The 12529-nt window shown below is 41.0% G+C and carries 11 protein-coding genes; 8 read left to right on the top strand and 3 right to left on the bottom strand.

The features are described from left to right. The first annotated feature begins 11 nt into the window (after positions 1–11). A complete protein-coding gene (locus EHQ64_RS03570; protein ID WP_135648131.1) occupies positions 12–908 on the top strand; it encodes an ATP-binding response regulator in 897 nt (298 codons plus the stop codon). Between the two features lie 28 nt (positions 909–936). Here EHQ64_RS03570 and EHQ64_RS03575 read toward each other — a convergent pair whose 3' ends face one another. Both EHQ64_RS03575 and EHQ64_RS03580 read right to left on the bottom strand, forming a co-directional pair. Continuing rightward, positions 937–2232 carry an oligosaccharide flippase family protein gene (locus tag EHQ64_RS03575; RefSeq protein WP_135648132.1) on the bottom strand — a complete coding sequence of 432 codons (1296 nt, stop codon included), beginning with the start codon at positions 2230–2232 and terminating at the stop codon, positions 937–939. 4 nt (positions 2233–2236) lie between these two features. Continuing rightward, entirely contained in the window at positions 2237–3244 is a 1008-nt protein-coding gene (locus EHQ64_RS03580) for a phosphatase PAP2 family protein (protein WP_135648133.1), read from the bottom strand. Positions 3245–3518: 274 nt separating this feature from the next. Here EHQ64_RS03580 and EHQ64_RS03585 point away from each other — a divergent pair, with 274 nt between their 5' ends. Further along, entirely contained in the window at positions 3519–6887 is a 3369-nt protein-coding gene (locus EHQ64_RS03585; RefSeq protein ID WP_135648134.1) for a methylmalonyl-CoA mutase family protein, read from the top strand. Here the strand turns inward: EHQ64_RS03585 and EHQ64_RS03590 are convergent, their stop codons facing one another. Next, on the bottom strand, positions 6888–7436 hold the full coding sequence (locus EHQ64_RS03590; RefSeq protein WP_135648135.1) for a nucleoside 2-deoxyribosyltransferase: 549 nt from the start codon (positions 7434–7436) through the stop codon (positions 6888–6890). A 128-nt stretch (positions 7437–7564) separates the two neighbouring features. On the opposite strand from EHQ64_RS03590, the gene EHQ64_RS03595 reads away from it, so the two are divergent. From EHQ64_RS03595 to EHQ64_RS03620, 6 genes are all read left to right on the top strand, one after another. After that, complete coding sequence (locus EHQ64_RS03595) at positions 7565–7876, top strand: hypothetical protein (protein ID WP_135648241.1); 312 nt, start codon at positions 7565–7567, stop codon at positions 7874–7876. Continuing rightward, on the top strand, positions 7873–8316 hold the full coding sequence (locus EHQ64_RS03600) for an LIC_11090 family protein (RefSeq protein ID WP_135648136.1): 444 nt from the start codon (positions 7873–7875) through the stop codon (positions 8314–8316). The genes EHQ64_RS03595 and EHQ64_RS03600 overlap by 4 nt, the downstream gene beginning before the upstream one ends. 147 nt (positions 8317–8463) lie before the next feature. Then, a complete protein-coding gene (locus tag EHQ64_RS03605) occupies positions 8464–9393 on the top strand; it encodes an MbnP family copper-binding protein (protein ID WP_135648137.1) in 930 nt (309 codons plus the stop codon). A 45-nt stretch (positions 9394–9438) separates the two neighbouring features. Continuing rightward, a complete protein-coding gene (locus tag EHQ64_RS03610; RefSeq protein ID WP_135648138.1) occupies positions 9439–10587 on the top strand; it encodes a methanobactin export MATE transporter MbnM in 1149 nt (382 codons plus the stop codon). 50 nt (positions 10588–10637) lie between these two features. Then, positions 10638–11465 carry a hypothetical protein gene (locus EHQ64_RS03615; RefSeq protein ID WP_246048579.1) on the top strand — a complete coding sequence of 276 codons (828 nt, stop codon included), beginning with the start codon at positions 10638–10640 and terminating at the stop codon, positions 11463–11465. Further along, positions 11456–12472, top strand: coding sequence for an LIC11086 family outer membrane transporter (locus EHQ64_RS03620; RefSeq protein ID WP_135648140.1), 1017 nt, complete (start codon positions 11456–11458; stop codon positions 12470–12472). Before EHQ64_RS03615 ends, EHQ64_RS03620 begins: the two co-directional genes overlap by 10 nt. Positions 12473–12529 lie beyond the last annotated feature (57 nt).

The following is a 12529-nucleotide window of genomic DNA, read 5'->3' on the forward strand; positions in this document are numbered from 1 at the left end:
AGGAATTTATTATGAAAATCCTTTTCGTCGACGACGAAGAAGTTATCCGAGATCTATTCCAGGAAATTTTCGGTACCGAATATGAGTTGGTACTTGCTGGAACTGGAGAACAAGGTCTAACTTTAGCTGAATCTGAAGTTTTCGATCTGATCATTACAGATATACGACTCCCAAGGATGAACGGAATAGAGTTCATCACTAAATTGAGGGAAAAGGGAGTTGAAACGCCTTTTATAGTAATCACTGGCAACCAGGACATTCAGATATCCATCAATGCCCTTAGACTCGGAGCGGTAGACTTCTTCTTGAAACCGTTCCGGATGGAAGCGATCCGTTACTCTCTTCTTAGATTTAAAAATCTTTTTTATGCCGGCAAAGACCTCGTGGACAAACGTATGTTCCAGGTTCGGGAATCCAGGCAAAAATTCGCTCTTCTTCCCCGTTTGGGAAATTTAAACCAATACGTTCATTTAATCCTTAGATCCCTTGCTCATCTTCCCGCATTAGGTAACGAAGACCAACTTTCCCTGAAAGTAGCTTTATATGAATTGATCGGGAACGCGATCGAGCACGGATGCGCAAGGATCACTTACCATCAAAAACAAGAGTTGATGTTCCAGGAAAACGATTACTTCTCTTATGTGGATAAGATCTGCGAGGAAAAGGAAGAATGGATCCAAGTAGAAGTGGATTACGACGACACAAGAGTCACGGTCAGCTTGGAAGATGGTGGAGAAGGTTTTGATCCTGCAAGAGTTCCGGATCCTGTACAAGACCCGAATGCAAGCCAACTTTCCGGAAGAGGGATCTTTTTGGTCAGAATGAATGTGGATTCTCTTTCTTATAATGAAAAAGGGAACAAGGTCACTTTCGTTAAAAAATTAAGAGAGGCAGTTACCGCGGGATAAGAATAGAATATTCAAAATTTAGAATATTTTATTTTTGAGACGGTTTATAATACGCAAGAAAATATCCGCTCAATAAGAACCAAGAAGGTATCTGCCCTAAAAAGAAAGCCCCTGCGGCTCCCATGGTGCCATATTCAGGGATCAAAAGATTATCCAAGATCAAACCGAATACCAGACGTACGAATGCTAGGATCGCGAGTAACCTAGGTTGCCCGAGCGCAAAAAGTGCCATTCCCAAAGGTGAGAATACAAGTTGGAATAGATAATTCGGATAGAGTAACTGAAATACAGGAACAGATTCGGGATATTTTCCTGAGAATAAAGCGGAGAAGAACCAGTCTCCTAAAAACACCCAAGGCCCCAAGGCTAATGCAAAGACGACTGCAACTAAGATAGATTTTCCTAAGTAAGAGGTAAATTCTTTGTTCTCGGTCAACCTGGAGAGCTTGGGATAGATCATTGAATTCAATACGGAGAATAAGATCACAAATCCGCTGAATGGCTGTAATGCGACTCCGTATGCTGCCACAGCTTCGTTAGAATGGTATTTGTTCAAAAAAAATAATTCCATTCTATCTGAAACGATCGCAAATAAGGACGCTAAGAATGCGTAATGATTAAAAGAAGCGAGTTCTCTTGTTTGTTGTCGGACCTCTTGTTTATCCCCTGCCCAATGTAATTTTCCCCTCGGAAATAAGAAAAAGAAAGTAACGATCGTAAATACCGGAGCCACGGAGAAGATCGCGAGAATATCCAAATGCCCGAGAGCATGAGAAGAGAACTGATCTACAAGATATAAGATCAAAATTCGGATCAGGTTCGGAAGAGGATACCAGATCGAAAGAGATTGGTATTGCCCGAAAGAAACGAAAATACTTTCGAAATAAGAATTAAATGAAAGTACGAAACTCCCAAACACAAGTAAGAATGCGGCTAAAGCATTTTCCTTTAGGAAGTATGCCGCAAAGGAAGTTACAAGCACCAAAATGAATAATGCTGCCCATTTGATCCATAAGGAAGAAGCGAGTAATACCCCGATCTTCCTTTTGTCTTCGGTCATGGGAGATAAAAATCTCACCAAGGCTGTAGGAAGACCGAACTCTGCAATGGCAAGAAGGACAGGTAAGAAGCCTGAATAATATTGGAAGATCCCGTTCTCATTTTTACTCAAAATGCGAACGGAATACACCATGAAGACAAAATTTAAAAGAGAAGCGATTACCTTGGAAAATCCTACGGAAAAAAAACTACGGATAAATCCGGAGCTCCGTAATCTTCCGATACTTTCGGAAATGAACTGTAAGGAAGATCCAAGGCGAATCATGAAGTTAAATCAGATAGGTGCCTCCGCGAATTCTTTTTAAAAGAAAGGGAGCGAGGTAGCCAATGTAGAAACACACGATCCCATACTTCAGGTATCTGGCAACCGGATTTTCCCCCAGAACAATCGAGAGGACCTTTCCAAGACCGAGGTAGAAAACCAAGATCCCTAAAATGATAATGGCGACCCTCACTAAAAATTCCGCCCAGGTAGAAGCAGATCTCCAATCTACATTTGCCTTTTTATTAAACAAGATACCGATCCCGAAACCCGCCAAGGCCCCTGCCGCAGAAATTACCTGATCCCAAGATTTATTCGTGGATTCAGGCTGTGTCGGATCGTGCAAGAGAACACTCGGTATCGTAACTGCGATCATCAACAGTATGAGAGACCTTAATCTTCTCTGGTCAGGAGTTTGTTCCGAAAAATTTGGCTCTAAAATTCCAGGATCTTTTTTGTACCAGAATTCAAGTCCGAATAATACGATTAACCCGAGTACGAATCCGCCGAGAGTATCTCCCAGAAAATGTAAACCTGCATACATTCTTGCGATCGGCATGAAAAGGATCGCGAAAGCTGTGAGGATCCGGACCCAAGGAGTTCTTATATGTAGGAACAAAGATCCGTATAACACGACTGCAGTTTGCACGTGACCGGATGGAAATCCATAAGAACCTTCGATGAGACCCAGCTCCGAAGGAAAAGGTAAACCGATCGGTCTAGGCATTGTAAGAAGAGCTTTAAATGTTCCGTTTACGATCCCCGCAAATAACAGACCTAAGGTCATCCTAAGTCCTAGTTTCCGATCCACACAAAGATAGATCACTGAAACCAAGGCCATAAAAAAGAGAGAAGAACCTAAATAATGGAATAAGATCGTAAGTGGATCTAATATAGGTTTCAAAAAGGAAATATGCAGAGCCTCTAAAGGCCCATTAGAAAATAAAATATTCGTCCAAAGGGAGCTGTCCCGAGTCATAAAAACGAACATATAAAGTTTCGGTTTTAAACGCAAAAGTATTTCGGTAGGATCCCTACCCCATACTCGGATTTAGAACAGTCGATTTTTTAAAAATCCGAGAAATTCGAGACCTCATTTACATTTCGATTCTGGAGAAATTCCTCTCGCTTTCAAAGCAAGTTTACACTAAAATCAAGGTTGATATATTCTTATTCCTACGACATGATAGATATATAGACGTAATTTATTGAACGATCGTTCTCCAAAAGAGAAAACAAACGAAGTTCGGCAAACATAAGCCCGAAACCGAACATTAGGAGAATATAATATGGAACCTGAAATATACATACCTAGTAATAAATTAAAATTTGTGACTGCGGCTTCTCTTTTCGACGGACATGACGCATCCATCAATATCATGAGAAGGATCCTACAATCTTCAGGAGCGGAAGTGGTCCACTTAGGCCATAACAGGTCCGTTTTAGAGATTGTAGATTGTGCGATCCAAGAAGATGTACAAGGGATTGCGGTCACTAGTTACCAAGGAGGTCACGTAGAATATTTCAAATATATGATAGACCTTCTGAAAGAAAAAGGATGCTCTCATATCAAAGTGTTCGGCGGAGGCGGAGGAACAATTCTTCCTTCCGAGATCCAGGAATTGGAAGCTTACGGAGTTTCCAAAATTTATTCTCCAGATGATGGGCGTTCTTTAGGTCTCCAGGGAATGATCAATGATCTATTACAAAAATCTGATTTCATCCCGCCAAATCGTTTTAATGGGAATCTATTCTCAGAGATTAAAAAGAAAAATCCGATCGCGATCGCAGAATCAATCTCTCTTGTAGAATCTTCCGAAAATGAAACTAAACTCACAGATCCTGAAAAATTAAATTTTCCGATCTCTAAAAAGACAATTCCGATCTTAGGGATCACTGGAACAGGAGGAGCAGGAAAATCCTCCCTTACAGACGAACTCGTCAGACGTTTTCTTCATGATTTCGAAGATAAAACAATAGCGATCATCTCAGTCGATCCTTCCAAAAGAAAAACAGGAGGCGCACTACTCGGAGACAGGATCAGGATGAACTCTATCTCTCACCCGAGAGTGTATATGAGATCCTTTGCAACTAGAGAGGCGAATATCGCGCTTAACAAGAACGTAAAAAAAAGTTTGGATGTTCTCAAAAGTTCCGAATTCGATCTAGTGATCGTGGAAACTGCAGGGATCGGACAAAGTGATTCAGAGATCACGGAAGTTTCAGATCTTTCTCTCTATGTAATGACTCCTGAATTCGGAGCGGCCACACAATTAGAAAAAATCGATATGATCGATTATGCGGACCTGATCGCTGTCAATAAATGTGATAAACGTGGAGCTTTGGATGCGATTAGAGACGTTCAAAAACAATTCCAAAGATCCAGAAAACTTTTCGATCAGTCTCCGGAGAAGATGCCAGTATTCGGTACAATCGCTTCTCAGTTCAATGATCCCGGAACGAATAATCTTTATGTTTCTCTAATAGAACATCTAAATAAAAAATTCAATTTGGGTTGGAAGTCCAACCTTTCTGCAAGCCTTGAAACAAGTCAAAAGATCCATATTATCCCTCCGGATAGACAAAGATATTTAGCCGAGATCGCCGAAGAATGCGATAAATATGAGGCGTTCGTCCAAAAAGAATCCGAAACCGCCGAAATCCTATACAGGATCAAAGGTACTATAGATGTATTAAAAGAAAGAGGAAAAAATGTCTCCGACTTGGAAGAAGAATATTCCAAATTAGAAACAAAACTTCATCCAGATACAAAACAGATCCTGAAAGACTGGGATTCTAAACTTGAAAAATATTCCGGAGAATTTTTCACTTACAAGGTTCGAGACAAGGAGATCAAGGTCCCGAACTTTACAAAATCTTTAAGTAATCTTGATATCCCGAAAGTCTCGGTCCCAAAATTCAGGAACTGGGGAGAGATCGTAAAATGGTCTTATACTGAAAACTTCCCGGGAGAATTTCCATTTGCCGCGGGAGTATTTCCTTTCAAACGTACCGGAGAAGATCCTACAAGAATGTTTGCGGGAGAAGGCGGACCTGAAAGAACAAACGCAAGATTCCATTATGTAAGCCAAGGAATGCCCGCTCAAAGATTGAGCACTGCATTTGATTCAGTCACATTATATGGAGAAGATCCTGGACTCCGACCGGATATTTACGGTAAGATCGGAAACTCAGGAGTAAGTATAGCAACCTTAGACGATGCTAAAAAATTATATTCTGGTTTCGATCTATGTAACCCAAGTACATCCGTTTCCATGACGATCAACGGACCTGCTCCTATGTTATTGTCCTTCTTCTTGAATGCAGCAGTAGACCAATCCTGCGAAAAATATATTCGTTCCGAAGGAAAAGTAGAAGAAGCCAAAAAGAAACTTTCAGAGATCTATTCCAAAAAAGGAGTTCCTGCCCCTATTTACAAAGGAGAGATCCCGAATGGAAACGACGGACTCGGACTTCTACTCTTAGGAACTACAGGAGACAAGATCCTTCCCAAAGATGTTTATGAAAAGATAAAGAAGGATACACTTTCTGCGGTTCGAGGAACAGTACAAGCGGATATATTAAAAGAAGACCAAGCGCAGAATACTTGTATTTTTTCTACTGAATTCGCTCTCAAACTCATGGGAGATATCCAGGAATATTTTATCTGGAATAAGATCAGAAACTTCTATTCCGTTTCCATTTCAGGTTATCATATCGCAGAAGCTGGTGCAAATCCGATCACTCAGGTTGCATTCACTCTAGCGAACGGTTTCACATTTGTGGAATACTATCTCTCTAGAGGTATGAAAATAGACGATTTTGCTCCGAATCTTTCCTTCTTCTTCTCTAATGGGATCGATCCCGAGTATGCTGTCATCGGAAGAGTTGCCCGTAAGATCTGGGCAAAAAGTATGAAATATAAATACGGCGGATCGGAACGTTCTCAGATGTTAAAGTATCATATCCAAACATCAGGGAGATCCTTGCATGCACAAGAGATCGCATTCAACGATATTCGAACCACCTTACAGGCATTATATGCAATCTATGATAATTGTAATAGTCTTCATACAAATGCATATGACGAGGCCATCACCACTCCTACGGAAGAATCCGTAAGAAGAGCTATGGCGATCCAATTGATCATAAATAGAGAGCTCGGGCTCGCAAAAAATGAAAACCCTCTCCAAGGTTCCTTCGTCATAGATGATCTTTCCGATCTAGTTGAAGAGGCGATCCTCACCGAATTCAAACGGATCTCTGAAAGAGGAGGCGTTTTGGGTGCGATGGAAAGAATGTACCAAAGAAATAAGATCCAAGAAGAATCTTTGGAATACGAACATAAAAAGCATACGGGAGATATCCCGGTCATCGGAGTGAATACTTTTTTAGGAAAAGATGGATCTCCTACAATTCTTCCGGACGAAGTAATTCGCTCCACGGAAGAAGAGAAAAAAGATCAGATCAATGCTTTGGAAGCGTTCCAATTCAGGAACAAAGAAGAAACTAAACTTGCTCTGAAAGAATTACAAAGAGCATGCTTATCCGGACAGAACGGATTCGAGGCGTTAATGGAGGCCGGAAAAGTATGTTCTCTCGGGCAGATGACACACTCCCTATACGAAGTCGGAGGACAGTATAGAAGAAGTATGTGATCAGTCGTATCCGGATTCTGCATTTATAAATTCGGGGAGAATACTTTCGAATGTCCCGAAGAATAATTCTCCGCCGGATCCGGATATTGAAAACTCCAACATCAGATTGATCTTATTTCCGAAGTCTTCGTTCAATAAATATCCTTGTGGATCGATCTTATATCCGCTTGGATGAGGAAATGTTTCGAGTTTTGATTCTACATCTTTAGGAAGAATTAAATCGGATCCTCTATACCCATAGATCCGCTTTCCAAGAGAGTAAGCATAACCGATCTCGAAAGAAGTGCCATCGTCTATACAAACGCCCCTAAATCCGTCACAATTCGCGAGGACTAGATCGCTTTGGCGAATGAGTTTACAATTTTCTTCAAAGATACGTTTCGCCAAAAAAAGATCTCTTTTAGATCCTGCTTCTACATCACCATCAAATGGAGAATAGACGATAAACCCTTGCTCTTCTAAGGTCCTCTTTCTGGATCCTAAAACTTCTATAGCATTTGGTAAGAATACTTCCGGTCCTGCGAGATAGATACTTTTCTGATACTTCATAGGTAGACCGGATCCATAAGGGTTAAACCTTTTTAAAAAAGTGATAAAAGCGGACGATACAAATCAATTCGAAGGAGCTTTTTTTGTTTCCCTTAGGATTTCAGGGTAGAAAATTTGGTTCCAAGGCCATGACTTCCTCCGCAATCCAATTCACCGAGACCCATGTCTATGCGGATAAAAAACGGTTTAGAGTCGTTTTCGTAAGAAACGTATGTTCTGTCGAAACCGAGGAAATCGGCCTGATCCTCCAAAAAATCCAAGAGATCCAACCGAATCTTGTTGAATTGGATCTGGAAAACGTAGTCGCAATTCCTTCTCTCATCCTGAATAGGATCTTAAAATTATTGGCGGAATTGAAAACGAAAGGAGTTCCCGTGGAAATCAAAACCAGCGAGGGACTTAAAAACGTTCTCAATCGATTGAAAATCTCCTTACAATGAAGACAATTTCACTCATTCTGACCCAATGTTTCCTATTCCAAAGTTTGGTATTCGGAAGCGGTTGGTTCTGCGGAATGCTCGCCGGAGAAATTAAACTCTGCCATTGTAATCACGCGAGCCAAAAGGAAAAACATTCCGACTCGGAAGACTCAAGATTCTCCAATAAACTTGCTGATTCTGGAGAAGATCATGAAACTCCGAAGTCTTCCCTACCCGACTGTCATTCCGCTAAGTCCGGGGAAGTGCATAAATGTGCGTGTAAAAAAGCCAAAGACAAGGCTTCTACTCTCAGCGGCACTATCTGCACTCAATTCTTTGCATATACTAAATTAGAAAATATCGCTCCTGGAATTTTAGGCTCCGAATCTTTCGGTCGCATTCAAAATTCCAATGGAGTCCTCATCTCTTTCGATCTAGAAAGACCTCCTCAATTCTCCTAAACTTTCTCTTCTTTAGGGAAAGAATCTTCGGATCGGCAAAATTCTATTCAAGCAAGTATATCTATACTCGCAAAAACGTATCGTTTCACGCCGTATCCTTAAACGAAAAACAAAAAAGGTGATCTCACCTTTTATCAGGAGAATATTATGAAATCATTATATACAATCACATTTACAACATTTTTTGCTATATCCATCTCGAATTGTGACGGTTCTTCCTCTAATCAAAACCTCGCTCTTTTAGCCTTAGCAACCCAAGCTCAACCTTCCATTCAGTTCAGCGCTGTAGTCGGAGACAGCAAAGCAACTTGCGGAGGAGATATTAGCGGGCATGGGGACAGTATTTCGAGTTCTGTTACGATCCAACACGTAGCGGGAGTAATGCCCATCGGTTTAAAAGACCTTAGATTCTATGTTTCCGAATTCGAATTGGTGGATCAAAACGACAATGTAGTAACAGTCAGTGTTCCGGATACAGGAGTTTGGCAATACGGAGGAGTAACCCTTTTAGATTTTGAGAATAATAAAGGAAGTTGCAGTGGAACTTCTGCTACAAATGATTCTGTTTTAGCCTCGGTTGAAAACAAAACATACAAAACGATCCGATTTACATTAGGAGTTCCGGAAAGTTTAAATCATATCGATTATAATAATGCGCCTAGTCCTCTAAACGTATCCGGATTGGCCTGGGGATGGTTAATGGGTTATAGATTCTTCGTTGGAGAATTTTTATCCAATGATGCCGCGACCTTAGGAAATGCAGCGGTTTTACATATAGGTTCTTCCGGATGCACCGGCTCGGGACCGGCAGATTACGCATGCTCCAAAGCAAATCGGCCTAGGATAGAATTGAATCCAGTGGGAGGATTTAATCCTTTCACTCAGAAGATCCAGTTCGATCTAAAAAAAGCAGTTACCGGATGGGATATCAGCACAGGTTCCAAAAGTTGCCATTCTATGGGAATGGGTGGGGACGCAACCGACTGCCCTACCGTATTCACAAATTTCGGTATCGACTATAGTACCGGAGACCAAGGCTCAACCGAACAAACCGTATTTGGTGTAGTATCCAAATAAATTCTAGGGTCTCGGCATTTATTGTGTCGGGACCGGAGTTTTCATATGAAGAAATTCATTATATTTTCATTAAGTTTATTTATTATATCGAATTGCGAGCCTCTTGGCATCGTAGAAGAGAAAAAAGATAATACTCAAAGTCTTTTATTGTTGCTCGGCGCAAATCCTCAGGAAGGAACTCCTTATGTTTGGGATCTTCCATCAGGATTTCCTCAACCGAGAATACCGAACGATAATTCGATCACTGTGGAAAAAGTGGATCTAGGACATTTTTTGTTTTTCGATACTAGATTATCCGAAAACGAAACCCAATCCTGCGGAAGTTGTCATAAACCTTCTAAAGCATTCACGGACGGTCTCGCAGTATCAATCGGTTCTACCGGTCAAAATCATCCTAGGAATGCACAACATTTATCGAACGTCGTGTATAATGTTCGCCAAACTTGGGCAAATCCACTTCTTAAAAAATTAGAGGATCAAGCAAGAGTTCCTATATTCGGGGACAATCCTGTCGAACTCGGAATGAAAGATCGGGAAAGTCAACTTCTCCAAAGGCTAAAGGACGACACTGAGTATGTTTCTAAGTTTAAAGCGGCTTTTCCGAACGACCAAGAGCCTTTTAGTATATTAAATATTACGAAAGCTCTCGCGAGTTTTCAAAGGACATTGATCTCCGGAAATTCTGCTTACGATAGATTCCAAGCTGGAGATACATCCGCATTGAGCGCGTCCGCCATTCGAGGCAAAAACCTTTTTTTCGGAGAAAGAGGAGAATGTTTCCATTGCCATGGTGGCTTCAATTTTACGGACACCATCCTACATACAGGGACGGTATTCGAAGAGATTACCTTTCATAATAACGGATTGGATTCTTCTAGATACGCAGGAGTAAACGGCGGCTTGTATGAATTCACATTGAATGAAGCGGACCGAGGAAAATTCAGGGCCCCTTCTTTACGCAATGTAGAACTCACTGCACCATACATGCATGACGGATCCATTCCGGATCTATTGTCAGTGATCAATCATTACTCGAATGGTGGGACCGGAGACGGAACTACCAATCCGAATCGGGATGTTTTTGTCAGAAATTTCTCACTGAGTGAATCCGAAAAACAGGATCTAGTGGAATTTCTCAAAAGCCTGACCGACACGGAATTCGTAAACGATCCAAAACATCAGGATCCTTTCTGAAACATTATAAAAATAGAATGAACACAATATTTCAATACAAACGAATTTGCTTGGCATTTTTGATAATTATATTCCAGGCCTGCGCCTTCGGGACAATAGGAAATTCCTCGGGGGAAGAATCTACCGAGCTACAAGCGTTATTCCGTATCCTGGACGAGAGAAGAGCGAATATTTCTCCATGGATCTATTATTCGGACGACCAAGGAGATTCCGATATAGGAACTTTCGATTTAGGTTCCTATCATGTGGAATTAACGGACAATGAACTAGTCTTGGAAAACATTTCTATGCTATTCCAGGCTCCGAAAAATTCTCTTTCAGTCCAATCCGAAACTTCTTCGAGCTCTCAAGTCCATATTTTCCATTCCGGAGGTTCTGAGCCGATCCCGGGAACCGGTTCTTATGCTCAAAGATATGGGATCAAAGGAAGTTTTTCTCCCGGGGATATCAGTGTTTCCAATTTTACAAGTTTGACCGGTCCCGTAAGAAGACAAAGTTTATCTCCCTTCCCCGCCGTCCCATACGGCACATTACAACATATCTATGGAGAATTTTCTAAACTATTTCTCACATTCGAAATTACGAACGGATCCACAAAAACAGTCCATTTAGAATTGAGGGAAGCGGAAATTCAAGTGGAAGCTTCTTGTGACCTGGAAATTCCATATAAGAAACAAACTCCTTTTTCAATCGGATTCAGGACGGACGGATTACTTTCGCAAAGACCAGGTTCTTCTTTTTCGATCTTGGACGGGATCTTCTCACTTCCTTCTTCTGAAATCACGATCAATGATTTTCAAAACGCAAATTTATACGCAGAGATCATAGAAAATCTCGAAACGTCAGGCCAAGTTCTGGTATTGTATTCATGTTTATAATATTCAAAAAACATTTTATTATCACCTTCATTCTAATATTAATATTTCCTACTAGTGGAAAAATTTTTGCTCATCATGCCGGAGAGGGACAGAACATGGTATCTTCTACCCGATTTGTGGACCCTTTTACCGGCAAAAGAGAAAGACCTTCCGATTATTTTCTGATTAGTCAGGATTTTCAGAAGGGAACTATAGATAATTCCAATCTTCACACAACTACGCTCTTCGGTGAATTTAATTTTTCGGGTGGAAAATTCGCTGCGAACTTCAGCGTGCCTTGGATCTATTACGAACAAAAAGATAGAAGTGACGCTTCTCGATATGGAAAAGCTTTTGTAGGAGCAAAATGGAATCCGTTAGTAGATTCAGGACTTCCCTTCTTCATAATCTTAGAAGGAAGGCTAGGATTTCCTTCCGGCGCGGACACGGATAAATTCGTGGGAGGAGATTATTATTCCGGGATCGCAAATCTTACTCTAGGTGCAACTTGGAAACAGTTTTTATTCGTAGTCAGAGGTTCGGGGATCTTTCCTTTATCTAAAGACTATGCAAAGTTGAACGAACAATCTGGACTTCCTTACTGGGCCCAAAGCCCATCCACCCAAACTACGGAAGAACATCCCGAGATCCAAAAGATCACCCAATGGTTCGCTTACGTAACATATTTTTGGACAAAAGACTTCAGCGTATTCGGTGGCTTGCTCTACAGAACTCCATACGTAAATGTGATCGGAGGCGGAAGTCTCTTAGAAGAAGATGCTGAAACCCAAAAAAAATTCCCAAAAGCATTCAGAGAAGCCAGTGCAGGCTTTAATTACACTCTTACTAAAGGCACTTATCTCACGATAGCAGGCCGTCTTCCATTAACCAGAGACCCTGATATCCGGCTATATGATTATGCGATCACTACTTCTATTTCTTTCGAAATTCCTGAATGGAGAAATTCTTCTTCTAAAAAAGAGAAGGAAGAGGAAGAATTCGAATCTGAGGACGATTTAGGGAAGTAGATTTTTTTCACGCAGAGACGCAAAGCCGCAGAGAGTATTTTTGATTTACTATCATTC

Origin of the sequence: Leptospira sarikeiensis, from assembly GCF_004769615.1 — a bacterium.
GTDB lineage: Bacteria > Spirochaetota > Leptospiria > Leptospirales > Leptospiraceae > Leptospira_B > Leptospira_B sarikeiensis.

What these genes read in the sequence shown, in the direction of transcription:
- EHQ64_RS03610 (WP_135648138.1), top strand. Translation starts at nt 9,439, where the DNA reads ATGAAGAAATTCATTATATTTTCATTAAGTTTATTTATTATATCGAAT.
- EHQ64_RS03590 (WP_135648135.1), bottom strand. Translation starts at nt 7,436, where the DNA reads ATGAAGTATCAGAAAAGTATCTATCTCGCAGGACCGGAAGTATTCTTA.
- EHQ64_RS03600 (WP_135648136.1), top strand. Translation starts at nt 7,873, where the DNA reads ATGAAGACAATTTCACTCATTCTGACCCAATGTTTCCTATTCCAAAGT.
- EHQ64_RS03585 (WP_135648134.1), top strand. Translation starts at nt 3,519, where the DNA reads ATGGAACCTGAAATATACATACCTAGTAATAAATTAAAATTTGTGACT.
- EHQ64_RS03605 (WP_135648137.1), top strand. Translation starts at nt 8,464, where the DNA reads ATGAAATCATTATATACAATCACATTTACAACATTTTTTGCTATATCC.
- EHQ64_RS03570 (WP_135648131.1), top strand. Translation starts at nt 12, where the DNA reads ATGAAAATCCTTTTCGTCGACGACGAAGAAGTTATCCGAGATCTATTC.
- EHQ64_RS03620 (WP_135648140.1), top strand. Translation starts at nt 11,456, where the DNA reads ATGTTTATAATATTCAAAAAACATTTTATTATCACCTTCATTCTAATA.
- EHQ64_RS03575 (WP_135648132.1), bottom strand. Translation starts at nt 2,232, where the DNA reads ATGATTCGCCTTGGATCTTCCTTACAGTTCATTTCCGAAAGTATCGGA.
- EHQ64_RS03595 (WP_135648241.1), top strand. Translation starts at nt 7,565, where the DNA reads ATGACTTCCTCCGCAATCCAATTCACCGAGACCCATGTCTATGCGGAT.